We start from the raw sequence: 26388 nt of genomic DNA, 5'->3' as shown, positions 1-26388 counted from the left end.
CGGCTGATCGGGGGCGGAGAAAGCGAAACGCCAAGCGGGGCGTTCTGGTGGTTCTTGCCAAAAACCTCGTACAGAAAACAGGGGGGGAGAATTCCGCTTGTCTGGCGGGGGGTGCTAAATTTCACATTTTGTTGAGATTTGTTATGGTAAACTGGGTGTGGACCGTTCGACTGCTTCGTGAGGAACGTCCCTCGCTAGATGCTGCTTGAGAGCAGGGATGCGCTATTAGAGTTGCTTTCAACGCGTCAGGCCAAGCGAGTTCCTGTCTGTATTCTGAATTTTAAATTTTCCTTTCCCAGACGCAGGCGTCAGTCGGTTCTTGCGGCCCCCCCCTGTATTAATTCCTTTATTGTAGGCAATTTTCTTATGTCGTCTCGCGTATCTCGCATGGCCAGAAATGGTTTTACACTGGTCGAGTTGTTGGTGGTGATCGCTATTATCGGGGTCTTGATTGCGCTGTTGCTGCCGGCAGTGCAGCAGGCGCGTGAGGCGGCCCGCCGCATGCAGTGCTCGAATAATCTGAAGCAAATCGGCCTTGCTCTGCACAACTATCATGACACGTTCGGCTCGTTCCCCTCTGGCTATGTCGACATTTCGGGCCGCACGGAAGTGGTTGACAACAAGGGGCATTGGTCGTGGGCCGCGTTGACCCTGCCGTTTATGGAAATGGGAAATGTGCACGACCTGTTGAATGTCGGCCCGGCTTCTCCGTCCAACGTCTTGGACACGCAGCAAGCGGTCATGCAATCGCGGTACGCGGCGTTCCGTTGTCCTTCCGATATCGGCCCCGACTTCAGCAGCACCACCGAATGCGCCGGCTGCTGTATCCAGAACGGTGGGTCGACGGAATTAGGGCATTCTTTGTCCAACTATCTCGGCATCAATAGCTCGGCGTTAGCTCGCGCGGATCAGGCGACGAACTTCAACGATGGTACGACTGGCGCGACCGGCATCTTCTATCGAAACAGCGACACGCGGCTGCGCGACATTACTGATGGCAGCAGCAACACGGTGATGGTGGGCGAGCGCTGTTATCGCATCAACACGACCGACTATCTGGCGGGCGAACTGTTCGCGACCCGCGACTACAACGGCGGCGGTCCGGCTCATCGAGACCGGGGCGGCATGGCCGATCAAGGGGCGAGCAGAATTCTGGTAACGACTTATCACTCTCCGAATAAGATTTGGGAACATGCAGATTCCTATCCGAAGTGGGAGGAGTCTGGTTTAAGCAGTCTGCACCCCGGCGGAGTCCAGGTCTGCTTTGCGGATGGGTCGGTTCGCTTCCTATCGGAAACCACCGCGAGTAACGCCAGCGGAACCACCGATACGATCATGGAATTTCTCGGCAGCATGTCCGATGGAAACGTGATCGGCGAATATTAATCCGCGCCCATTCTGACTTTCCCCAGCCGGCCTCGATTACGAAAGTCGAAGGCCCTGCTCTTGAACTGTTCTACTCGTATCGCCGGACCGAGGAATTCGCGTTCCGGCTTCCATCGGAGACTGAATCCATTGATCACGACTTGCCAACAATTTCTGATCTCGCATGCACGCGCGTCAGGCGTCTTCGCGCTAGTTTTGGCTGCGGTTACCGTCGGCTGTTCTCAGCCGCCAGGCCCGGAAACGGGTTATGTGACCGGCGTCGTCACGCTGGACGGGAAGCCCATCGACAAAGCTGTCGTTACCTTTGAGCCTGCCAACGCACGCCCCTCAGTAGGCTTTACCGACGCCAATGGACGCTATGAACTTATCTTTACAGCAAGCCGAAATGGAGCCGTCTTGGGAGAACACCAAGTTCGCATTACGTCTGCTGCCGACGCCGGTGGCGGCGAAGGGGGCCAGCCCTTGGTCGCGGCGCGGAAAGAAACCATTCCCACCAAATACAACGCAAAAACGGAGTTGACTGCCCAAGTGGACTCCGGCAGCAACACCATCGACTTCGATCTAAAGACGAAGTAGCCAGAGCGCCCAGGAACGCATAAATAGCGCGGTCCCCAGTAATGTAGCGTGGGTGCGGCAAGCGAACGGCGGTGTCCAATCTCAAGCGACGCCGCCGCTTGCGCAACCCACCGACTGCGTCGGATTCGCCATCGGGGTGCGGTTGGTTGCGCAACCCGCTCTTGTCGTTGGATGATGGTGGAATCGATCGCGGTTTCGCTCCACCCACTCTACGTGACCGGCGCCATTGGGTGGTTGGATTTTCGTGGGCTGCGCCGCTGCTAATTCTCTGACTGCAGCGATGATCTTGAAGTCGTGACCACGGCGCCGGCGTGCTCGCGCTTTCGCGCAGAAACCCTTCTCTTCACTGCGCCAAAGCCCCCAACAAGTTCCGCATTTGCACGGCGTTTTATTAGGTTTCGATGAATTGTCGTCAGTCTGCGTGAAGAACGATTGTGCGACGGCAATCGGCTTTGTTCTATTGCCTGCGTCGACGCCCAAGCAACCGCCAACCGTGCTTCGACGCTCTGTTCAAGGCAATTGTTTTTCATCTGTTACTGAAGAGTTGTTGAAATGAAACTCGGTCGTTTGTCCCAAATGAAGAGTGCTCGCCGTGGTTTCACCTTGGTGGAACTGCTGGTTGTGATCGCGATTATCGGCGTGCTGATTGGGCTGCTGTTGCCTGCCGTTCAGCAAGCTCGCGAAGCGGCTCGGCGAATGCATTGCCAGAACAATCTGAAGCAAATCGGGCTGGCGCTGCACAACTATCACGACACCTACCAGAGCCTATCGGCCGGCAATCAAGGGTTGCCGAAAGAGTCGGCCAATACCTACAGCGGACATGGCTGGACCTGGCACGCCAACATCCTGACGTTCCTAGAACAAGGGAACCTCTTTGATGCGATCCAGGGTTCCGACGGGTTTGGCAACGAATCGGGGAGCCAAGGCGCTGGTAAACCATTGATCGTTCGTGACACGGTCGTTTCCGTGTTCTGGTGCCCCTCTCAGGAAGACGTCACCAACGGCGAAGCGAAGAATGGGTACCAGCCGTCCAATTACAACGGCAACATGGGAACCCGGATCGGGAACGGCAATGACAACTGCGAGTGCACGGGCGTATCGAATCTCGCCGAAATGAGATCGGAAGCTTGGGGCTGCATGAATGGCAACGGGATTTTCTACGTTGACAGCAAGACGCGGTTTGCCGACGTGCGTGACGGTCTGAGCAACACGATCTTCGTCAGCGAGGTTGTTGATACCGGCGGCCAAATCATGGGCCATTATGGCGTCGGCAGCGACCGTCGCGCCATCTTCTCGACCGGAGCTGACGGCAACCCGCCCTTCGAGATGACGGAATATTTGATCGCGGCCGAAGGCAACGATCCGATCAACGGCGGCGCCGAAGAAGCGGCCGGCAGCTGGCACGCCGGCGGAGCGAATTTTGTCATGGGGGACGGCAGCGTCCGATTCCTCTCAGAAAACATGGACATGCCGACCTACCAAGGGCTCAGCACGCGCTCGGAAGGCGAAGTTCTGGGCGGGTACTAATCCGCAGAATGGATGGCGAACAAGCCGCGCCGCTGACCGTGGCGCGGCACGTTTCTAGGCTGAAATCACCCTCGATCAATCAGCCGCATTGCGAGTTGTATTATGAAGTCAAACCCAACTGGGCGCCTGGCGGCGGCCTTGTCGGTGCTCCTCCTAAGTCTGTCAGGCTGCAGCGCTCCGAGTGATCAACCTGAACTGGGTCAAGTCAGTGGAACCGTCACGCTGGACGGCGATCCGCTCAGCGGCGTGGCGATCGTCTTTCAACCCGACAACGGCCGCCCGGCCCATGGCCAGACGGATGCGGAGGGAAAGTACGAGCTGACCTACATTCGCAGTACGCGAGGGACCAAGCTCGGCCACAATCGCGTCGAGATCGCACCGAGCGAAGAAGCGGATGAGCCTGACGAAGCGGAACCGGACGCCGAACTTCCCCAAGTCAAGCGCCGCGCCAAATCAGGGAAGCCGAGAATCCCCGCTCGCTACAACGTGCAGAGCGAACTGGAAGCGGACGTGCAGCCAGGCGCAAACACGTTTGATTTTGACCTCTCGTCAAAACGGAGCCGATCCCGCAGGGGGAGATAACGCGGGGCAAAAAATGCCGTCACCGGGCCCCATCGCCACGTCTTTGCGGCAATGAATGCGTTTGGATATTTCGAGCAAAGCCATAGAAAACGTAGAAGGACGGGGGTCATTGTTTTCAAGGGCCCCCTTTGGCTTTGACTGTATTGAGGATGGAATTCCTCCATGCAACGAAGTTCTCATGGGGAAGGCATTGCCGCGTTCTTGGGTGGCAATGAATTTGCATGGCGATCGGCTTGAGTATCGCCCCGTCGGTTGGTCAAGTTTTCGTGGGATGCGCCACTACCTGCCCGTCGATCCCATTTGTCGCCATAAGATGTGGCGACGGCGCCCAGGCCCGACGTCACTATAGGCGTTTCCAAAATCTCTTCGGCCCAGCGCAACTCAGGAAGGCGTGTCATCTGCAGCCGCGCCTTTGTCAGTGCGACATTCGCTGACTTGTCCGTTCGTTAGACCGCCGTTTTATGATTGGCTAGCTTTCACGTATCCGGAAAAACGTGTACCCCCAGCAGTTGCGACGCCGATACCCAATGTGTGTAGCCGAAACCTTGGCAATGAAGAACGTAGAGCGTCACATTTAAAGGCGGACTAAAAATGGTAGCACTGCTTTCACACTTTGTTGCAAGAAGCTTTATTCGGCCTGCGTTCCTGGTGGTACTGAGTGCGCTCGCTTGTCTTGGCGTAAGACTTGAGCTAGCCCTCGGTCAGAACATCAACGATCTATTGGTTCTTCCGCCTTCCCCGGTGACGAGCTCGCAAACAGTAATGGCGTATGCTCCCTCAGACGATAAGGCGGCGCCGTACACCAGCTACCTGATTGACTCAACGATTAACTCCAACTATCTAGCGCGGGCTGCAGTATTTGGCGACAGCACGCGTCTGGCGCCATTCGCGAACGGCATGTTTCTCCCCTCGGCAATTCCGGTCGCGGGTCAGCCATACTACGGAACAAACGCACGCGCCAGCCTTCAAGGGAATGGAAGCGCGTTGCGACTCAGCGCCTACTCCCCGGCTACTTCGTCCTACAGGGCCAGTGCTCACGCGGACCTCGTTCTCGACAATGCGGAGTTATCGATCGGGGATAACTCGGTCTCCACCGGTTTTGCCGTACGAAGCGTCGTTGGCACGATCAACGGATTTACGATCGGCGTCTCCGATTCAGCCTTCTCGGACCCGTCAGCCGTTCCGGAAACAATCGATATTGCCGGCCCAAGCGCACGGGTCACCGTATTCGACGCGGGCATTACGAATGGTCAAGGACGGCTTAGCTATGACTTTTTCTCGCAGCGAGAAGATGGTTTCAAGGCGGTCGCGAGCATTGAACAGCCAATCCCCGAGATTTCCTATACCGCCGCCAACGAGAGTCGCTTCGCTTACTTACCAGACTTTATCTTCGCTCCTCAGTATGTCGTGGGAGATTGTGTGAACGGTAAGTTCGTCGAGCGGTGGCATGTGCAATTAGGGTCCGTATTTCGCAGCTTGGCGTTGGAGACTCCGGCGGCTTTGGACGAAAGCGAATTTGGCTGGGGGCTCGCATTGAGTGGAGCGTATCGGATGCAGCTTAACCCGGCGTTGACCGCGCAGGACAGGGTGATGTTTTCTATCACCTATGGGGAAGGGATCTCGCATTATATTGTCGATTTGAACGCCGCCCCTGATACGGGCGACGCCATGGTGAATACAAGCGGTTCGCTCGAAGCGCTCCCAGTCTTTGCTTGTTATGGCGGATACACGCATAACTGGACTGATGATCTTCGCAGCACGATCACGTACAGCCATGTCGACTTGCACAGCACAGCACCCCGCGCACCTGCAACTTCTCCTTATCGAGCAGGCGACTATGTTGCCGTCAACTTAGTGAGTCACCTTAAATTGTTTAACTCGTCGAAACCCGATTCCGAGGGCCAAAACATGTTCCTGGGGACAGAATACCTCTACGGCCGCAAGGAAACGCTCGATGGGGCGACGGGGGACGCCCATCGTCTGATGCTCGTTTTTGCAATTAGCAACTGAGCTGGTGAAACGCAATTGGGACGAGCCGGAGCGAGCAAGAAAAAGAGTCGGGGGAATACCGCCCCCGTCCCCTTTGTGTCTGCAAATATGGTTTTTCTCGTCGTATTCCAACACAAAAAAAGCTGGGTTACGCCTGTCGCCTAACCCAGCTTACGTCACTGCTCGATGTGATCGGCAACTGATCATCTACTGTTGGTCGATGATCGTTACCTTCATTTCGTTCGAGTTGCCGACCAATTCCGGAGCGTACATCGCTTCGGCGATGGCGGGCAACGCGCTGAACTTGCCGGGGATTTCGGCCCGCAGTTGGTAGGTCAGGCTATGCTTGCCGCGCGGCAATTGGCGAACGAAGAACGTGACGCGGTCGTCCCGCAGTTCCATGTAAGCGCCCAGGCTGTTGCCGTTGTATCCGCTGCGCAGATCTTTGGCTTCAAACCCGGCCGCTTTTTGGTCCTCGAACATGACGTACTCGTAGTCGTTCTTTGACTCGAGCACGAGTTCGACTTCAACTAGATCGCCGCTGGTCAGTTGAGCGCCGGTTTCCAGCGGTTCGCGGCGATATTTCTCGACGCGTTGATTGACGGCTTGGCCCCGATCGCCGGCGACCTTCACTGCTTTTTCTTCCGGGACCAACTTGTAGTAACGTCGTTCGACTTTCACCTCTAAGCCGGCCTTGGTGATAAAGTCTTCGAGCGTGAAGTTGGTGAGATAGGTGTTGAAGTAGACGGCGCCTTCTCCCTGGCGGCGAATTTCGATCTTGTGATCGCCGCCGGTGACATTTTTGCCGACCAATTCAAACGTGTTGTTCACCGTGAAGAGATTCTCTTTGGTGAACTCGGTCGTTTCCTTCTTCTGGCCGTCGATCCAAATCTCGACGGTCATCTCGGGCTTCAACTCATTGGTTGCCCGCAAGTAGTCGGACATCGCTTCGATGCACAACGAGGTGTCGCGCGTCGATTTCCAGTAGGTCGCGTGCTTCCGATTGTTCAGCAGGTACTTCACCAAGCGGGGCGAAGTTTTGCTGTTGGGATCGACCTTGGTGAGCAACTTCAAATAGTAGGCGTTCGCTTCGATTGGATCGCCGTACCAGTTCCACCAGTAGTTGTCTTCCGGCATCTTCAGGTAGGCGGTCTCGTTCTCCATGTCGGTGACCAGGTATTGCTCGATGTTGCGCTGCACCATCGCCAACTTGTCGGCGTCGGCCATCTTGTGCAAGCCGAGGGCGTACATCGCTTTGGCGTAGACTGACAAATGGGTTCGATCGCGATAGAGGAAGTCTCGCATCGCACGGTTTTCGCGACCGGCGTCGACCAGGATCATGTAGACGAGCGCGTCGGTATTGTCGGCGGTCGTCTTCCAGGGATGCTTCTGGCCGTCGGCGTTTTGCAGTTTCTGCACTTCGGTCGCCTGATAGCTCGAAAGCCAATCGAGTCCGCCGTTAATCACGCTGGGGACGATCGCGACGTCGTTCTCTTGAGCGACTTGCAGCCCGTGCACGACCACGGCGGTGGTATGCGGATAGCTCCGTTCGTTGTAGCCGGAGAACCAGCCCCAGCCGCCGTCGGCGTTTTGCATGTCGGTCAGGCGCTGCACGCCGTCGGCGACCATCTTGCGGACGGTCTCGATCTCGAAGACGGGGTTTCGCTCAAATCGCTTCCATTGTTGGGCGCGATCGGCGGCGTCTCCCAGCTCTTGGGCGTTCAGGTTGTTTCGCTTCTCTTGAATCGCTTTCAAGTCAAGCTGCATATCGAGCAGCACTTTTTGCGTGATGACGGTCGGCAGGAAGCGGTTGAGCGTTTGCTCAGTACAGCCATACGGATAGTCGACCATGTAAGGCAACGCGTCGACCATCGCGCCGGCCAAGGTCGGCGTATAGCGGACGACCAGACGGCTGTCATCAATGCGGCGCTGTTGCGGTACGGTGACGGTCAGCGTCGCCATATCGACTTCGGGCTGAACGGCGCCGGCCCACGATTCGGTCTTTAGCAGACCGTGGACTTTGGCCGGGAAGCTCATCTCGACGGCGTCCGATTCTTCATCGGTCAGCGCCTTCATGCGAATGACGGCGGTCCCTTCCGACAATACTTTCACGCGCCAATCGACGCGTAGTTCGCCGCCGGCTTCGATCTTGACCGTCTGCTCGGACGGATCAAGATGCTCTAGCAAACCGCCAGGCGTTTTTAGCGAAACTTGCACCGCTTTGGCCGTCTTCAGGTAGTTGTGGACGTTGGCCGACAGGACGACTTCGTCAGTTTGGACAAAGAAGCGGGGAGCTTGCAAACGAATCAGCAAGTTCTTGGTGGTGATGATTTCGGCTTCGCCGGAACCGACACGCGTGCCGTTGCCCATCGCCCAAGTCTTGACCTTCCAAGTGGTCAGATTCTCCGGCATTTTTAAGGAGACTTCGGCTTCTCCCTGCTTGTTGGTCGTCAGCGCGCCGACCCACAGCGCCGTATCGGCAAAGTTGGTCCGCACGGATGCTTCGACCATCGGCGGCGCGGCGGCGGCTTCGCCACCGACCTCGTTCGCTTGCGTTTCGACGGCGTCCAGCGCCATGCTTGATTTGGCCATCGCGCCGCGAGCCATCAGCCTGCCGGGCGCCGCGGCCATCGGCATGGCCATCCCCTCGGCCATCATTTGCTTATCGCCGCCTCCACCAAAGCCGCCGGCATCGCTCAGCTCGTCCGCGACGCCTTGCCCGAAGACGCCGAGGAAGCTCATGCCGATTTGGTTGGGCAGGAAGATGTTGTACGACGCTTTGGAGAGGCTGTCTTCGAGCGAAGGTTGGTGGTGTCGGCGCCATTTCCAGAAGAACTCGCGAATATCCCCGACGTTTGAGCCGCCTGAGATATACTCGACCGCTTTGTCATAGATCGACACGACGGTCGAGCCGACGAACGGTTCGCCGGTATGATCGGTCAGCGTAATTTTGACGTTGGCCTCTTCACCGGGCTTGTACTTTTCAGAATTCGGAGCGAGGGCGACGTTCAGCACGCGCTTCTCAGGCGGAACGACGATTTCTTTCGTCTCTTGATGGACCTGACCGTCGTAGATCGTCAGCGCTTCGACAAAGAAGTTGGGCATATCCTTTTTGACGACTCCGACATCGACGACCCTGCTTTTGCCGGCTAGTTCCAGTCGTTGCGGCGGCAGATAGATGCCGTTGGTCGGTCGCAAGAAGAGGAGGACCGTCGTGCCGGGGCGATCGGTGTTGATCTGCAGCTTGACGGTGTCGCCGGGCTGGTATTCCTTCTTGTCAGGAATCAGTTCGAGATGGTTGAAGCGATACTGCGACCCATCGAAGCCTTCTCCGATAATCGTGAAGATGAAACCCCCTTCGATCGCATGCTTTTGGGAGTCGGTCACCGTCGCTGAGAGACGATATTGTCCGGCGGCGGAAGCTTTGATCTGCAGGTTGGCGACCCCTTCTGCGCCGACGTTGGTTTTCCACGATTGCACCTCGGTCTCGACCGGGTTACGGTCTTTGTCGTAGGTGATCTTGTAGAGGACCAGATCGGCGGGACCGGAGACCGGTTTGCCGTCGAGCGTTTGCGCTTTGATATTCGCCTGGACGGCGTCGCCTACTTGGTAGTAACCGCGATCGAGCCAGGTAAAGACCTTGAACGGCTGTCGCGCCACCAAGACGTCGCCGGTACCGACGATGGTGCGTCGCGACTCGTCACGGACTTCCGCGGTGATCGAGTACTTATGGTCTTTGTCGGCGTGAATCGCTTTGGCCAACTCGGTATCGATCTCGACCTTGATCGTGCCGTCAGGGCCGATCTCTACCTCTTGCTCGGCGACGAGTTCCGGCGGAGTTTGCGGGAAGGGACGCCAGAAGGGATAAGGCCGCATGCAGCCAGCCCAGCGAGAGTAGCCGGGATACCAGTTGTAGTCATAGGCGAACCACCAATAGCCGTTGCCATAGAACCAATCCCAGGGCGCGATCGGATACCAATCTTGCCGATAATCGGTCCGCATGATCTTGTATTTAACGCTGGCGTTGGTGACCGGAGCGCCAAAAAAGTATTTGGCGGTGATGGTCGCTTCGATCTTTTCGCCCAACATGACCGGTTCGGTCGGCGCGTCGATTTTGACTTCAAACTCCGGCTTCTTGTATTCCTCGACGCGGAAGTTTCCGCCGCCGTGATCGGTGTAGACCGTGTAGGAGCCGAGTTTGGCGTCGCTGGGGATCGGCCACTCGCCGACGAGCCCGCCAAACTCGTCGGTCGTCAGTTGCTTGTCATAGACCTTGTCTCCTTGCGGATTGTTGATCCTGACGCTGAACTGGCGGTTGGCGAACTCGCTCGCTCCTTCTTTGTCATATTGCGCGTGGCCGAGCCAAAATTTGAAGTTGGCCGTTTGATCAGGGCGATAGACAGGGCGATCGGTGATCAAAAACGCTTTGGTCGCGTTGTATTCCGGATCGTGTCGTTGACCGTACCAGATTCCTTGAAATCCCATGTAAGCCAGACCGCGCTGGTTGGGACGCGCGATCACGACCCACTGCATATTGTCTTTTTCCGCAGGCTCATCAAATTTGATTTGGCCGTTGGCGTCGGTCTTCTTCGAGAAGTTTTTGGTGGTGATGCGAAACTTGTTCGTGCCGCGAATGTTGTCTTGGCGAAAGCCAAAGAACTCGACATTGACGCCGGCCAACGACTTGCCGGTTACGGCGTCGGCGACATAGTACAACATTCCTTTGTCGAGTCGTTTGGAGATGATCGCGGAGTCAGCCACCCAGACGACGACGAGCGACTCGTTGCCATCCTCCATTTTGGCTTTGATCAGATAGGCGCCGGCCGTTTGCAGCGGAGCCTGAATCGTGATGCGGCTGTCGAAGTGCTGCTCGCGCGGCGCGAGGTCGACGCTCCAGTTGGCGACCGGCTCGCCCACGTATTGTTCGTCTCCTTGATGGATGATGCGCGAACCGATGTCTTGGATGTTGATTTGTTGATAGTCGACGCGGTTGGGGTCTGACTTCAGGTAGTTCTTAACATCGGTCAGCAGCTTTTCGACATCAATCGGCGACGCGGTCAGGCTCACTTTTTTGCCGTTGCGAAACAAATATTGCAGCTCGGCGCCTTGTCCGGCGGGCGCGATCTCGCCCCCTTGGAACTGTCCCCAATTGCCGACGATTTGTTGCAGACGCTGTTGGCGATAGTTGTTGCCGCCGGGGCCATGCTTGGCGATCACGTCGCGCCAGAGCTGTGCGGCGCGAGGATATTGCCGGCGATTCTCGAAGATGCTGGCCAGTTGATCGTAGGTCGACTCGGCGTAGCTGGATTGGTCGGCAATGATTTGTTTGTAAAGCGCGATATGGTTGAATTCGTCGGGCAATTCAAATCGCTTGATCCCGTTGGCCAGACGCGCGATCGTTTCGTTTTCTTTCAGCGTGTGCAGCGCGTACGTTCCGGTGTCGGCGCCTTCATCTTGTGGCTGACCGCCGCGGGGCCAAAAGCCGAACCGCTGCAACGTCTGCACGCCAAATTGCTGCTGGGCGAAATCGGCCCGTTGGCGTAACGCGTATCCTTTCAGGCTCGCCGAATTTTCGACGGTCATCGCTAGGGCCCAACGCCAGCGCTCGCCGTCATTGGCCGCTGCTTCCCACGACTTGGGCTCCGAATAGTAAATCGGTTTCCCGGTTTCATCGACGGGGGCTCCTTGCGCTTGTCCGCCGCGGCCGTAGCCTTCTTCGTAGTCCGGCAGCTCGTCGGTTTCGGTCAGATACTGCAGGCGCCAAGATTCGTTGTGGCTGCGTCCGCTGAGAACAAATTGCGCCAGCGCTTGATAGAAACTTGCGACCTCTCCCTTTTGGTCGTCTTTGGCCACCAAGGGGAGCGCTTGTTCATAAAGCTGCAAAGAACGAACGCGATCACGCTCGATGCTGTTGGTCCATTGGCCGCGATTTCGTCGACCGCCGCGGACGAACTGGTTGTCAATCATTTGCCCATAGTGCTGGACGCTTTGATACTGCGTCGCGACGGCCGCCAAGACGCGCCATTTTTCGGGATGTGCGGCGACCACCTCTTCAAGAAAATCGGCCTGCTCGTCGACGCGGGCCAATTGCTGCAATGCGCTAATCATTTGGTAGAGATGCGTGCGAATCTCGTCGGCGTCGCTGTCGGCGTTCAAAAAGAGGGGGCGCCCCTGTTCGTACGCTTCTTTGTAATTGCCGTCTTTATACAGCTTGTCGAGTTGCGCGAAGTCGATCGGTTGAGCTTGCACAGCGAGCGATCCTAATTGTCCGACCAGCAGCGCACCCATCACGCCGACGATGGCCAAAAGTATTGCAGTGTCGACGAAGCGAAACCTTACGGTGATTCTCTGGTTCATATTTCTACCTAATGCCTGATCACTTGCGGGCTGCCCATGTGCACCGCTTCTTGCTAATCACCAACCTTGACGACGTGCGCCCCAAAAAAGTTTTCAGGAAACTTTGGAGGCGAAGCGCTGCTCTCGTCCGCGGGCGATTTATCGATAAAGAGGATTATGGCAGATTTAAGTAAAAATTTGTGCGAAACCTGAGTGGATATTTGGGTGAAAAAGAATTAGTCGTATTGCCGCACGACGCCGCTTTTGCGAGGAAATGGCGCCCCCGACTATGATAGAGTTTGGATAGATCCGCCGCCCCCAAAGGTCTGGGGAGCCAGGTCGAGAAAACTTTTGCCCGCGCATCGTCGTCTACGGAGAAGAGGCATTCCCCGTCGTGACGCCGCCCCACTGACATATTCCCGCCCACCTTCACGATGATTTGTCCGTCATGACCGATCCTAATAATCCGTATTACCGCTGGCTGGGACTTTCCGTTTACGGCCGCCCTGACTATTACACGCTGCTTGGCTTGCGGACTTTCGAGACCGATCCGCAGCTGATTTCGGCCCAGGGAGAGCAGGCCTTCCTGCGCGTGCAAACGCAGCATGGGGGCGCCGAGGAAGGTTCGCGTCAGCAAATCTTGCAAGAGATCACAGCGGCACGCGCCTGTTTGCAGAATCCGGCGCAAAAGGGAATCTACGACCAGCAACTACAGCAGTACTACGCCCAATACGGCGGATCCCAGCACGGCGGCGCGCAACATGGCGGCGCTCCGTACGGAGGAGCCCCCTACGGTGGAAACGCCGGTTATGCTCCCACCGCGCAGCCGAGCCAAACCAATCCCATGGCGCCGGCTGGTTACCCGGCCTCTCAGGGGGTAGGCTACGGCGCAGGTCCTGGGGGAGTCGGCAGCACTGCCCAAGCGGCGCCTAGCGGTAGCGAGGCCCCGGTCCAAGTGAGCGGCCGTGGCGCTTCGACCGCCAAACGCGCTAAATCACGCGCCAAAGGGGGGGGCGGGATGTTTTGGGTCTCCGCTCTGCTCGGGCTCTTGTTAGTCGGCGGCGCCGTCGGCGGTTTTGTCGTTTGGCAATCCAACCAGCAAGCCCAGGAAGTCGCCGACGCGGATCCGGTTGCGCCGGTCTCGCCGGTGATGGATGCGTCGACCGACGTTGTCGAACTCAAGAAAGCAAAGAAGCCGCTGCGACAGCCCGGCAAACGCCCCACGGCGGAAGAATTGGCCGGTTCGATTCCAGGTCTGGGGGATCCCGACGAGCGGATGGAAGCGATGGGCGAAATGCCCAAGCCGAAACCTCCGGTCAAGCCGCAACCGACCGCGACCGAAAAGAAACAACTTCAGACGACGATCGAAACAGCTTGGCGGCAGTTAGCGGCGAAGAATTTTGGGGCGGCCCAAGCGACTCTCGCCGGCGCCGCATCGCTGAACAAAACCGATCAAGGCGAAGCCGAGTTTCAACGCGTCGATCAACTCGCCAAGAATCTGGTCGCCTTTCAAAAGGCGATCGACAGCTCGCTGGAAAAGCTGCAAGGGGGCGAACAATTGCAGGTCGGTTCGACCGATTTTACGGTCGCTTCCAAAACCGCGACCCATCTCGTGTTGCGCGTTGCAGGCCAATCCAAGTCGTACGAACTGGCCAATCTGCCGGAAGGCTTGCGGCGGGCGCTGGCGCTTTACAGTCTCGCGGGTGATGACGCCCAAAAGAAGTTGGTGGAGGGTTCGTTTCTCCTGTTCTCCGATATCGCGGACCAGGGACATGCGATGGACGTTTGGAAAGCGGCCGCCGCCCAAGGCGCTGACATTTCGAGCTACATCGCTCTCGCCGATGAAAAGAGCCGATACGCTCCGAGCCGGCGCGGCGCTGCGCCGGTCATGACATCGGTCGAAGATCCGGCGGCGACTCCTGAGTCGACTTCACCGGCGATGGTTGCAGAGATGAACGGCGAATCATCGCCTGTGATCCAGTTAGGCCAAATGCTGACCGCCGCCAGACAAGCGCTCGTCGAGCGCAGACCCGATGATGCGCAGCGTATTCTGGCCGAAGCGACGCCGCTGGCCGAGTTGCCTGCTCACCAACAAAAAGTCGCGCGGCTGCAAAAGTTAGCCGACCAGGTAGGGCTTTTTTGGGCCGCCGTCAGTGAAGAGCTGGCTGGTTTAACTGCTGATACCGATCTGACCGTTGGTCCGACGGTCGCACGAATTGTGGAAAATCGCGCCGACTATCTGGTGATTCGCGTCAACGGCGAGAATCGACGCTACACGCTCGCAGATCTGCCGGCTGGCCTGGCGATGCACTTTGCGACCGAAGGACTGGCCGACGACGACGCTCAGTCCAAAATGATCCGCGGCGCCTACTTGTTGGTTGCGCCAAAAGGCGGAGTCGAACGTGCGGCGGCCATGTGGGACGAGGCGAAACAAGCCGGCGCCGACCTTGGCGATCTGCCGTTGGTCGCGACCGACAATTACAATCTGGCCGACGATTTGTTGGTGCAGGTCGCAGTTCCCAGCGACTCGTCGCTGACCGCGGCTACCGCCCAGTTTCAAGAGAAGTGGGCGACTGCGTTCGCCAATGCGAAGCGTGCGAGCGACCACACGGAGCTTGCGAAAAAGTTGCTCAGCGAAGGTAAGTCGATCGACGATGACGCCCAGCTGCAATTTGTGACTTTCCGCTACGCGCTGGCTGAAGCGGCCAAGGGGGGCGAACTGCCGCTGTGCAACGAGATCGTCCTCGACTGGGCGAAGCGATTCTCGATCGATCCGCTGGAGTGGGACCTCAAGTCATATCAGCTAGCAGCGGCTAGCGAGGGCGCGCTGCAACAAGAGCGGGTCGCCAAGTATGCGTTGACGCTAGCACCTCGTTTGCTGAAAGCGGGACGTCGCGACGAGGCGGTCACCGTCGCCGAAACCGCGGCAGTTGCCGCGAAAAAGGCCCGCAATAAGGGACTTGTGGAACAGGTCGAACAGTTGCAGCAGTCTTTATAGATCCCCCTCTCGATCGGGTTTTGCGGTTTCCACCACCTCTTTCGATTGAGCGAGTCGCGTGTGATGCATGCATCGCGCCGCGAACTTCTATTGCAGCAAATTTACAAAGAGAATCGGCCGAAAATTCCTACTGAATGCGTGCGCCAAGCCCCGGTGCGCCGTTCATGGATGGAACTTCAAGGGATGGATTCTCAAGATGTTGCAACGTATTGTGCGGAGTCGCCGCGTATTTGGCTTGATTGCGTTCTTGGTAGCCGCGCTGGCCATCGGGTCATTGATCGTGCCGGCCCAGCAGCAAGCCGTTGCGGTCCCGCATACCATTACGCCGGGCAATTATCCCTATGATTGCGACTGGCCCGACGTCTATCTGATTCTGCAGAACAAATGCGCGGCTTGCCATCGCCCCGAATCGGATCGAATCGATCTCTCCAGCTACGCAGCGATGATCGACGCCGAGAAATTTGGGCACAAGTTGATCGTTCCCGGCAGTCCCCAAGATTCAATGTTGTGGGAATACGTCAACTGGAACGTCCATCAAACGGCCGTTTCGACGGCGCCCCGCAGTCCAGAAATGCCGCCGGAAAAATCGGCCTGGTTGAGCGCCGGACAGTTGGAAACGATCCAACGCTGGATCACCAACGGCGCCCTGGAGTTTACGCTGCCGATCCATTGCAAGCCGCCGGTCACCGAAATGGATTTCCCGAGCGCCCAGCAGTGCGCAACGTGTCATCCCAAGCAATATGACGAGTGGTCGCGCTCGATGCACGCCTACGCTCAGCAGAGCCCGATTTTCGAAGCGTTCACGCTGACGTTGATCGAGCGGACAGGCGGAACGATCGGCACCTTTTGCACGCGTTGTCACACGCCGATCGGCATCGCGATGGGCGAGACCGGCAGCACGCGTAACGTGCATCGTTCGCGGATTTCGCTCGAAGGGGTCACCTGCGTCACGTGCCATCGCCGCAATACGACTCACTTAAAAGCGTCGGGACGCGTTCCGGTGACGCCTGGCGCGGTGTTGGACGCGTGCATGTTCGGGCCGTTTGACGATTCGGTCAGTGGACCTGACACCGGTACGCATCCGGCGAGCGGATTTCCCTATATGAAATCGTCGCAGTTCTGCGGCGAGTGTCATGACGTGACCAGCCCTGACGGCGTTCGCTTGGAAGAAGCGTTCAGCGAATGGCAAAACAGTCCCGCCGCCAAGCAAGGGCAGACTTGCCAGTCGTGTCACATGGGCCCCGTGCAAGGCGTCTCCGTCGCCGATTGCAATCGTCCGCTCGGCTATGCGGCCGTTTTGCCAGGCGTGTCGCAAAACACATTGCCGCTGCGCAATTTGACGGATCACACGTTCGCCGGCCCTGACTACTCGCTGCTGCCGGATACCGAGTTTCCCGAGAAACTGGATTGGATGTACGAAACCGACTATCGCGACTGGGACAATCTGACGCCGTACCAAAAGGAAACCTTGGTGGCGCTGCGGAAAAAGAATCGACGCTCGCTGCGTATCGCCGATGCAAAGCGCTACGAAGTGCTCCGCAACGCCGCGGTGATCCATGTCAATTCGCCGGCGACCGCCAAAGTGGGCCGTAAGACCGACGTCCGCGTCGATGTCGAAAGCATCATGGCCGGACATAGCTTGCCGACCGGCTTTACGGCCGAACGCCAGGTTTGGGTGGCGATCACCATCCGCGATCCGCAAGGTCGCGTCGTCTTCGCGTCGGGCGACTTAGACAACAACGCGGATCTGCGCGACGATCACAGTCATCAGGTTCTCACCGGCGAAATTCCGTACGATCACGATCTCTTGAACTTCCAGAACAAATTTGTCGCGTTGTCGAACAAGGGGACCGATCGCACGGTCGTGTTGTCGGTCAATCGAAACATTTTGCCGGTCAATGTGCTGAGACCCAACAACGGGTTGTCCGCGTCGTTTGGTCGTCCCGGCACGTTTCGGATCGCCAAAGGGAGCTTGCCGCCGTTGGCGACGCGCGGACAAACGTACAAGTTTTCGCCCGACTGTCCGGGAACCTACCAAGTCGACGTTCGCTTGAACTTCCGTCACCTGCCGCCGACGCTGTTGGATCATATCGGCACTCCGCACTTGAAGCACTTGCTGGAGATCGTCGTGATCGATTCGTGGACCGGCGTGATTGAGGTGGCGCCGTGAGAATTACCACGATCCGCAAATTTGTCGCCGCTGCGTTGACCGCAGTTGGGTTGACGCCGTTCCCGTCTATCGTCGTCGCTCAGATTCCCGATCGGCTTCCCGTCTGGGCGGTGACGACGGCGGTTCCGATCAATCCGGTCCGTGGTCGCGAAGATCGCTTGACCACGTCGTCGCAACAAACGCAACATGTGGAAGAAGAAGCCGCCCCCAGGTTTACCTCGAACGGTTCGGCGGAAACCCAGCCGGTGCGAATCGCTTCGGTGTCGCCCACTCCGTTGAGATCGCCCGAACGACTGCTGGCGCCCACCGAAGACTACTTCGACACATCGATTCCGCTGCCGGAATCGATTGAGACGCCTGATCCTGCGGACGAATATTTGCCTCCGTTGGAAGAAGAGCTGTGGAATCACGGCGGATCGTATCTCTATTCGCCTGAAGGGGATCGATTGGGATGGCCGTGCAAAGGGGAAGGGGAGCATTATCAACTGCTTCGCTTGCCGGAAGATGAAGTTGCTCCGATGCCGGTCACCTGGTTCGCCGAGTTTTTGGGGAACGATCCGATTCGCGTTTGGGATCTGACCTGGTTGCGCGGATACAACAATTGGGAGCCGCGCTTTGTCGGCTATGGAAGCTACGAGTTCGCCGCGCTGGCGTTCAAGCAAGGGACGACGCGGCAAGACGCGCTGGCGCATCAGTTGATTGCGGATTTCGATTTACAGCTGACCGGGACCGAGCGGTTTCATCTCCAGTTTCGACCGATAGGCAAGGGGAACACCGGCGGATCGTATTACCGCTTCAACGATCCGGAAGGATACGTCGACAACTCGACCGGCGAACCGACCCGCTATTGGTTTGAAGGAGAGTTGGATAGCATCTTCGGCGGATTTTTCAGTCCGTTCGCTGTCCGCGACGTCGTCGTCACCGCCGGGCGATTTCCCTTTGCGCTGCACAATGGTCTGTTGATGAACGACGAAATGTTAGGCGTCGTCGTCAATAAAAATACGATCTATCTGGGCAACGTCAGCAATATCAACGTCCAGGGGATTTACGCGGCGACCGACGTGCGAAATACGGCCGATCCCGATTCAGGTTTGTATGGCGTTAACATTCAAGCCGACTATGATCGGGAATTTCACGTCTTCAGCGCTTTGGCCGTCAACACGCCGGATGCGCCGGGACGCGACCAGCAGTTTTTGGCCTACAGCCGAACCAAATTCTACGGCCCCGTGACGATCGCCGGCCGCGCGATGTTCAAGTTTGGCGATGAAGCCGGCATCGGCTCAGGGCAGTTGTTCGTGTTCGAGAGTAACCTGACTCGCTATTTTGATCACGAATTTCTCGGCATTGATCATTGCGTTTATTACTGCAACGCCTTTTATGCTCGCGACGGCTGGAACCCGGCGGGAAGCGGTAACTACAACCGCCTGCGCACGGCGTTTGAAGTCGATCCGTTGGTGCAAATCGCATCCGGAAATACCGTCGGTCCCAATAGCGGCGTCGCGTTGGGCGTGCAGTACTTTCGCCACCACGAAGATGAGTCGATCATTCCGGAAATCGCCTACGAGGCGCCGACCGGCGATCCGGTCTGGGGATTGGGACTGCGTTACCTTCGAAAGACGAGCCAGCGGTCGTTTTTTGAAGTGCTCGGCGTCGTGAACTTCTCCGACACGCAGATTTATCGTCGCGACGGCATTTCGGTCTCGCAGACGATCCTCTTTTAGAAAAGAGAGTCGCGAACCGAGAAAACGGAGAGAGAAAGTGGGGAGTGCGAAATATGGGGGGTGAGGTCCCAATTTCGCCGCGAAATTGGGGCCTAACCCCCATTTTCTGTGACTTCGGCGGCTCGCTGAAAACCGCTATGGGGCTGATTCCCACGCTGCTGTCGCGGCTGATTTTCGCTAAAATAGCGGCGGACTTTCCTGCATACCCTTTGAGACGAGCCTGTGACTAGTCGTATTGAGATTGCCCCTTCGCCGCCGATTCTCGGTTCGATCCTTCCGCCGGGGTCGAAAAGTTTGACGAATCGCGCCTTGGTGATCGCCGCGCTGGCCCAGGGAAAATCGTCGCTGACCGGCGCTTTGGAGAGCGAGGATACGCATGTCATGATCGACAGTCTCCGGCGACTGGGGATCGACGTGCAGCATGATCGCCGCGCTAAGGTGATCGATGTCACCGGTTGCGACGGGGTGATTCCGTCGTCCGACGCGGATCTATTTGTCGCCAACAGCGGCACGACGATTCGTTTTCTCACGGCGATGGTCGCCGCCGGAAAGGGGCGCTATCGACTGGACGGCGTCCAGCGGATGCGAGAACGCCCGATTCGCGACTTGCTCGAAACCCTTTCGGCGCTCGGCGTCACTTGCCGCAGCGAAGCGGAGAACGGCTGTCCGCCGGTCGTCGTGGAAACGTCCGGATTGGTCGGTGGAGTCGCCCAGATCGCCGGTGACATCAGCAGCCAATATCTCAGCGGGCTGCTGATGGCGGCGCCCTACGCCGCCCAGGGAGTATCGCTGGAAGTGGTCGGCGAGTTGGTCTCGAAGCCGTATGTGCATATGACGACCGCCGTCATGCGCGATTTTGGCGTCAACGTCGACGCTGGTGATTTGACCAAATTGGTGATTCCGCACGGCAAATATGTGGGCCGCCAGTACGCGATTGAGCCGGATGCGTCGGCCGCGAGTTACTTTTGGGCGGCGGCGGCGATCACCGGCGGCAGTGTTACCGTCGAAGGGTTATCGCGCGACGCGCTGCAAGGAGACGTCGCTTTTTGCGAATGCCTAGAGCAGATGGGCTGTCAGGTCGAATACGGGCCCAACTCGATCAAAGTGGTCGGCAGTCGGATGCGCGGCATCTGCGTCGACATGAATGCGATCAGCGATACGGTGCAAACGCTGGCTGCAGTCGCGTTGTTTGCGGATGGTCCGACCACGGTGACCGGCGTCGCTCATAATCGCCACAAAGAGACCGATCGAATCGGGGATCTAGCGTGCGAACTGCGCAAGCTGGGGGCCGTTGTCGAAGAGTTAGAGGACGGGCTAACGATCGTTCCTTCCCGGCTGCAGCCCGCCGAAATTGAGACCTACAACGACCATCGGATGGCGATGAGCTTGGCCTTGGTCGGACTGCGGCAGCCGGGAGTCGTGATTTTGAACCCGGCCTGCACCGGCAAGACGTACCCAAATTACTTTGAAGACCTGTCGCGACTGGCCGGCGTTGAGTTTCAGTAGTTCTAGAGTCCGTTTCGAAGCAGTGCCGTTGGCAAGACTGGGCGAGCATTTCACTTCGTAGCCCGCAGCGCCCGCTTTGAAATTTCGCCTTTTCGAACCACTAAAACACTAAGCCAGAGGCGCGAGCGGATGGGATAGAGTCGGCGATCCTGGCGCGGATTGAAGTGGCTGGCCCCATTCCATCGGCTCGCGCCTCTGGCTAGTGTACGGTTGCGCCGCTCCGATAGCAGGGCTATCGCTTCCAGCCATGCAATAATCGCAACTTCAAAGCGGGCGCAGCAGTCTGCGAAGAGAAATGGGGGCGCCGGCGACTTGCCGCGGTCGGACCTATTGCGGCAGCGGTTCGAGGGTGACTCTCAGCGGCAGCGCGCCTTTGCTCTTCATCTGTGGGTCAGCGCCGCGTGAGCGAATTTGGTCGACCTTGAGCTCGGCGACTTCCAGGGCGCCGCTCCAGATTGCGCTGCGGCCTTGTTTGTGGACGTTGATCGTCAGCTGGAGACATTTCTCCAGCTCGTAGCCAAACACTTTGCGCAGCGTCTCGATGACAAAGTCAAAGGTATTGATGTCGTCGTTGTGCAAGATCACGACGTACGGCGGCTGTCGCTTCGTCTGGTTGCGTGCGTCGGTCTTGGTGTCGGATTGAGTCGCGGGGGCGTCAGCCACCGCCGCATCTTGTTTCGCCATCTGAATTTCTCCCACGATGGGGACAAGGAACTATCCCTTTTGGTTATCGCGGAGCAGGGCGAAAGTCAATCGTTTTTTGGGGACGATCGATCTTCGCCTCAGGAAATCGCGCCGCGGCGGACCGACGTGTCAGCCGCGGGCGCGAGTATTTCCCGAAAGGAGCGAGTCTGTCAGGGCTTCCGTAGATCAACCTCGAGTTGGCGTCCGTGCCAAAATTCGCCGCCCGTGGCGTAATCGAGTGACTTTCGGAAGACCTGGCGGCGTTAGTCGTTCGGAATCATCGAGTCATCGACGACCTGAAGCAGCTTGGAAATGCAAAGCTTGTTCATGCTGGTGCGACGCGTGTGGGCTTCGACCCGCAGCGACTCGTGCAAGCTTTTCGGCAGACGAACCGTGATCACGCGGGTCGGCTCTTTCGATTCGGCCTGGACGCTGGTTCGTTCGCGCAGCTTGGCGATCATCAGCTGGATTTCGCCGTACTCTTCGCAATGCTCGAAGTCGTTCAGTTGTTCCGGCACGTTGAACAGGCGGCGAACGACCCCTTCGACTCCGAGGATCTCACGGAAGAAGGTGACCCAGTCCGGCGACTGGCGAAACAGATCGCGAGCGACTCGCAGCGCTTCCTGCTTCTTCTCAGCGACCGAAGCTTGCGGCGCCATCGTCGCTGTCGTAGCGACTGGGCCGGGATTGGTCGGCATCGGCGGGTTGGTCGGGGTCGACGCGAGCGGTGACGACGACAGCGGGCTCGGCTGCGACGTTAGTCGCTGCGGGGCCGCGGCGGCGTACGGGTTGTTTTGGGGATAGCCGGTCTGCGGCTGGCTCGGGTTGGCGTAAGCTCCGCCGTGTTGGTGGAAATCGGGCATATCGGGCTCCTTCCTTTCGATTGGAAATTGGCGTTCAGTCCTTCGCCGTGAACGCAACGGTAAAGGGTATCCCAGAATCCTTGCCATCGAGTCAAGACCAGCATCGAAGTGATTGCAGTGCAAGCACTTACAGCTGACAGCATTGCTTGCATGTTTTGGTGGCAGTCGCGCCTCTTTTTTGGGCAGGGGTCGAGTTGCACAACTTTTAAGCAACCCTCATTTTCTGATCGAGGGTACTGTCCCCGTTTCGAACGCCAATTTTGTCCAAAATAGTTCAAAAAGTTTCCCGGTTGCCGGCTTCGCGCATGAAAAAGCCCGGCCAAGTGGCGGCTTGGGCGGGCTGAGATGTTTCGGACGTCTGTCGCTAGATTTTTGGCGCGATGCTCTTACGGCGTCTTCTTCGAAAGAGCATGGCACTTAAGGTGCTAGCAAAGTTGGGTTAGCCAAGTTTCTCGGCGCAACGTTCCAGAAGTTTGCGGGTCGCGATGATCCCTTCGACTTCCGGCAGCTTGTTCCCTTCGTATTCGACGCCGACGTAGCCGTGATAGTTGAACTTCTTGACGACGATATCCATCATCTTGAAGTAGTCGGTACGGGTTTCGTTCCCTTCCGCATCGAAGTCGTGGCTCTTGGCGCTGACCGCTTTGGCGAACGGCATCGTTTCTTCGACCCCTTTGTAGCGGTCGTATTCGTGGAAGTTGCCGAAGTCAGGCAGCGTGCCGCAGTTCGGCAGATCGACCGTCTTCATCACGCCGGCCAGCCACTCGCCGTTCGACGACAAGCCGCCATGGTTTTCGACGATGACGTTGATCCCATGCGGCTGGGCGAATTCGCTTAAGCGGCGAAGTCCATCGGCCGCGAGCTTCATCCCTTCTTCGTACTTCTTGTCGGTGCGAGCATTCACGCGAATCGAATGGCAGCCCATGAATTTGGCCGCTTCGACCCATTTGTAATGCTTTTCGATCGCTGCGGTTCGTTTGGCGTCGTCGCTGGCGCCGAGATCCCCTTCGCCGTCGATCATGATCAGCAGGCGTTTGACGCCCAAGTCGTCGCTGCGCGAGATCATTTCGCCCAGGTATTTTTCGTCTTTGGCTTTGCCGGCGAAGAACTGATTGACGTATTCAATCGCTTCGATGCCGCATTCTTCTTTGGCGACTTTGGCGAAGTCGAGATTGTCGAGTTTGCCGCCCTTCAACGCTTTGTGCAGCGACCATTGGGCGAGCGAAATCTTGAACGGGGCTTTGGCGTCAGCGGCCAAGAGCGACGAGGTCGGCAACACGAAGGCGCCGGCGGCGGCGGCCGAGAACTGCAGAAAGGAGCGGCGATCAATGCGAGTCATGCGTGAGAAGTCCTCTGATGGAGTGCGTTACTACGGGGTTTTCAAGAAGAACGAGTCGTAACTCAAATATATCCCGCAGAAATTCGTCACACAACGAACCACCGCGTGTTGACCTTATTTCTCCGCCGCAATATCGGCATGATCCGACTCGGATCGGCTGCGAAGGGCGGCTAAGGCCGCATACGCCCCCTGATTGGCTGCCAGCGACGCTGGCGTATTGCCCAACGCATCGGATGCGGCTGCGTTGGCGCCGGCTTGTTTCAGGATCTCGACCGTACTGCTCTTGCCGGCCAGCGCAGCGAACATGATCGCCGTTTGTTGCATGCCGTTGGCCGAGTTCACATTGGCGCCGGCGCGAATTAGCCGCGTCAGCGTTTCGTCAAAGCCTTTGAACGCCGCCGCCGAAACTGCGGTCAGGCCCATCCGGTTGCGGGCCTCCAGATCCAACTCCTTCGCCAGCAACAATTGATCCACCACGTCGCGACTGTCGTGATAGCTGGCGACAATCAACAGCGTATCGCCGCGCGAGCTGCGCACATTGGGCGAGAACCCTGCGCCCAGATACTCATGGATCGTCACCGCGTCATCATCGCGCGCCGCTTGAAACACAAGGTCAACCAGCAGCGCCGCCGTTTCGTCATCCAGCGTAATGCCGGCAGCGCTGACCAGCGGTGGTGATGGTTCTGCAGGAGTCAGCGACAGCAGCGCGATCATGCCGACAACCGCCAGCATGGCGGAAGCCAGGGAAAACTTGGCCGCGAAGCGCAGGAGGGTGAACATGGCGTGGTGACTCCGTAGATAGAACTTGCCAACGAAGAAAACGGCGTTCGGCGCTATAGGCGCCAGAACGCCTGGAACTGGGAACGGCGGATCGACTACTTGTCGCCGTCCGCTTCGGACAGATCGACCAGCTTGCCGAGCGTCACGCTTTGCGCGGCGCCAACTTGCTTGTCGACCACCCGCACGTCGAGCGCCGCGTCATAGCGATGCGACTGACGCGGCATCAGCGTGAAGGTCTTACTCCAGGCCGATCCTCCGGCGCGGGTTTGATAGCGGATCGGCGCAACCGAACTGTTGTGAATCGTCGCCTTGTCGGCTTGCGCTGCGTCCGGCAATTCGATCTTGGTCCAACGAGTCGGTTCGACGTTTTCGTTCGCTGTGATCATCCGCTGCACGTCGTCGGCGGACTCGCCCACCGCTGCCGTCACGCGTTCTCCATATTCAGGATCGGACTGCGTCAGGAAGCTCAGGATCCGCAACTTGATTTGGCGATTTTTCACCTGCGACAAGTCTCCGGCGAAGTTTTTCACCAGGTTGGCCTGAGCGTCTTTGTCAAAGCTGCGATAAAGTTCGCCTGCTTGCTGAAAGTTGAGGGTCTTCGCAATCCGCTGCTGCACGACTTGCGACGACAACGGCGCCTGGCTGTATTCGTACGACTCTTCTTCACGCGGCGTGTCGGGCATGGCGCTCGGCTGGAAATTGACGTCCGAGGTCGTTGCGCCCATGTTCATGTCGCCGTCTTGGTTGATGTTGACCGTCTCGACCTGCGGGCGATTGATCGGCAGCGTCAAGTAATTAGCGCCGATGCGATGGCGCTGCGTGTCGGCGTACGAGAAGAGACGACCTTGCAGCAAACGATCTTCCGACGGCTCAATTCCCGGCACGACCATGCCCGGCGAGAATGCGACTTGCTCGGTCGATTGAAAAAAGTTGCTCGGCACGCGATTGATCGTCATCTTGCCCACTTTGATCTCCGGCACGCCGGTCCAAATCTTGGTCGCGTCGAGCGGATCGAAATCGAAGTCATCCAATTGATCCGGCTTCAGCATCTGCACGCCCAGTTCCCACTCCGGATATTGGCCGCGGTTGATCGAGTCGTACAGATCGGCGGTCATGCCGCTATGGTTCTTCGCCGAAGCGGCGGCCGCTTCTTCGGCCGTAGCCGGATTCAAGCCTTGCATGCTGCGCCAGTTGAACTTCACGTAGGTCACGTCGCCGGCGGCGTTGACCCATTTAAAAGCGTGGACGCCAAACCCGTCCATCTGTCGCAAGTTGGTCGGCGTCCCTTGGTCGCTATATAAGATCGTCAGCATGTGCGTGCTCTCCGGCACATGACTGAAGAAGTCGAAGAAGCGATTCGGATCTTGTTGGTTGGTGATCGGCGATGGTTTCAGCGAATGGACCATGTCCGGGAACTTCATCGCGTCGCGGATGAAAAAAATCGGCAGGTTGTTGCCGACCAGGTCCCAGTTTCCTTGCTCGGTATAAAACTTCACGGCGAACCCGCGCGGGTCGCGCAGTTGCTCGGGCGAGCCTTTCGGATGAATCACGGTCGAGATGCGCAAAAAGACCGGCGTCGTCTTTCCTTGACTCGAGAAGAGATCGGCCTTGGTGAACTTCGACCAATCGTCGTAGCTGACAAATTGACCATGCGCCCCAACGCCGCGAGCATGGACGACGCGCTCTGGAATCCGCTCGCGATCAAATCGGCCCAGCTTTTGGATCAGGTGAAAATTGTCGAGCAGGATCCCGCCGCGCGGCCCGGCGGTGCGCGAATTTTGATTGTCGCCAACCGGTTGGCCCCCATCTTCGGTCAGTGTGGGCGCCGCCGCATAACCAGAGGTGATGGTGAGCGCCGCCAAGAGCGCGGCTGTTGCGAAAGATCGAAGATGCATTTTTTGTCTCCAAAGGATGTAGGGTGATTTTTTTCT

At 57.9% G+C, this 26388-nt stretch carries 15 protein-coding genes; 9 read left to right on the top strand and 6 right to left on the bottom strand.

Going from position 1 to position 26388, the window contains the following annotated elements; translation table 11 throughout:
• Window positions 1-366 precede the first annotated feature (366 nt).
• The 5 genes from DSM3645_RS20905 to DSM3645_RS20885 all read left to right on the top strand — a co-directional run bounded on the left by DSM3645_RS20905 (window position 367) and on the right by DSM3645_RS20885 (window position 6081).
• Entirely contained in the window at window positions 367-1386 is a 1020-nt protein-coding gene (locus tag DSM3645_RS20905; RefSeq protein WP_040352899.1) for a DUF1559 domain-containing protein, read from the top strand.
• 129 nt (window positions 1387-1515) lie between these two features.
• Window positions 1516-1962, top strand: a complete 447-nt coding sequence (locus DSM3645_RS20900; RefSeq protein WP_002654559.1) for a hypothetical protein — start codon at window positions 1516-1518, stop codon at window positions 1960-1962.
• Window positions 1963-2514: 552 nt separating this feature from the next.
• Window positions 2515-3489, top strand: coding sequence for a DUF1559 family PulG-like putative transporter (locus DSM3645_RS20895; protein WP_002654557.1), 975 nt, complete (start codon window positions 2515-2517; stop codon window positions 3487-3489).
• 102 nt (window positions 3490-3591) lie between these two features.
• Window positions 3592-4071, top strand: a complete 480-nt coding sequence (locus DSM3645_RS20890; protein WP_002654556.1) for a carboxypeptidase-like regulatory domain-containing protein — start codon at window positions 3592-3594, stop codon at window positions 4069-4071.
• A 591-nt stretch (window positions 4072-4662) separates the two neighbouring features.
• Window positions 4663-6081, top strand: a complete 1419-nt coding sequence (locus DSM3645_RS20885) for a hypothetical protein (protein WP_131282762.1) — start codon at window positions 4663-4665, stop codon at window positions 6079-6081.
• Window positions 6082-6267: 186 nt separating this feature from the next.
• Here the strand turns inward: DSM3645_RS20885 and DSM3645_RS20880 are convergent, their stop codons facing one another.
• Window positions 6268-12417: an alpha-2-macroglobulin family protein gene (locus tag DSM3645_RS20880; RefSeq protein WP_081444954.1), complete on the bottom strand. Its 6150-nt coding sequence runs from the start codon at window positions 12415-12417 to the stop codon at window positions 6268-6270.
• Between the two features lie 427 nt (window positions 12418-12844).
• On the opposite strand from DSM3645_RS20880, the gene DSM3645_RS20875 reads away from it, so the two are divergent.
• From DSM3645_RS20875 to aroA, 4 genes are all read left to right on the top strand, one after another.
• Complete coding sequence (locus DSM3645_RS20875) at window positions 12845-15394, top strand: hypothetical protein (RefSeq protein ID WP_002654552.1); 2550 nt, start codon at window positions 12845-12847, stop codon at window positions 15392-15394.
• A gap of 196 nt (window positions 15395-15590) precedes the next feature.
• The gene (locus tag DSM3645_RS20870; protein WP_161603393.1) at window positions 15591-17564 is read left to right on the top strand and encodes a multiheme c-type cytochrome; all 1974 of its coding nucleotides are present in this window, start codon (window positions 15591-15593) and stop codon (window positions 17562-17564) included.
• A complete protein-coding gene (locus DSM3645_RS20865; RefSeq protein ID WP_002654550.1) occupies window positions 17561-19285 on the top strand; it encodes a hypothetical protein in 1725 nt (574 codons plus the stop codon). The genes DSM3645_RS20870 and DSM3645_RS20865 overlap by 4 nt, the downstream gene beginning before the upstream one ends.
• Window positions 19286-19507: 222 nt before the next feature.
• Window positions 19508-20791, top strand: a complete 1284-nt coding sequence (gene aroA / locus DSM3645_RS20860; RefSeq protein WP_002654549.1) for a 3-phosphoshikimate 1-carboxyvinyltransferase — start codon at window positions 19508-19510, stop codon at window positions 20789-20791.
• 327 nt (window positions 20792-21118) lie between these two features.
• Here the strand turns inward: aroA and DSM3645_RS20855 are convergent, their stop codons facing one another.
• From DSM3645_RS20855 to DSM3645_RS20835, 5 genes are all read right to left on the bottom strand, one after another.
• Window positions 21119-21475, bottom strand: a complete 357-nt coding sequence (locus tag DSM3645_RS20855; RefSeq protein ID WP_116344543.1) for an ATP-dependent Clp protease adaptor ClpS — start codon at window positions 21473-21475, stop codon at window positions 21119-21121.
• 263 nt (window positions 21476-21738) lie between these two features.
• Complete coding sequence (locus DSM3645_RS20850; protein WP_002654547.1) at window positions 21739-22338, bottom strand: hypothetical protein; 600 nt, start codon at window positions 22336-22338, stop codon at window positions 21739-21741.
• A 439-nt stretch (window positions 22339-22777) separates the two neighbouring features.
• Window positions 22778-23677, bottom strand: a complete 900-nt coding sequence (locus DSM3645_RS20845; protein ID WP_002654546.1) for a sugar phosphate isomerase/epimerase family protein — start codon at window positions 23675-23677, stop codon at window positions 22778-22780.
• A 114-nt stretch (window positions 23678-23791) separates the two neighbouring features.
• Window positions 23792-24457 carry an ankyrin repeat domain-containing protein gene (locus DSM3645_RS20840; RefSeq protein WP_002654545.1) on the bottom strand — a complete coding sequence of 222 codons (666 nt, stop codon included), beginning with the start codon at window positions 24455-24457 and terminating at the stop codon, window positions 23792-23794.
• Between the two features lie 95 nt (window positions 24458-24552).
• Window positions 24553-26352, bottom strand: a complete 1800-nt coding sequence (locus DSM3645_RS20835) for a catalase (protein WP_040352898.1) — start codon at window positions 26350-26352, stop codon at window positions 24553-24555.
• Window positions 26353-26388 lie beyond the last annotated feature (36 nt).

This window comes from Blastopirellula marina DSM 3645 (assembly GCF_000153105.1).
In the GTDB taxonomy this organism is placed as follows: Bacteria; Planctomycetota; Planctomycetia; order Pirellulales; family Pirellulaceae; genus Blastopirellula; species Blastopirellula marina.
Note: the sequence above shows the minus strand (reverse complement) of the source record. Positions and strands in the feature narration are given on the sequence as shown.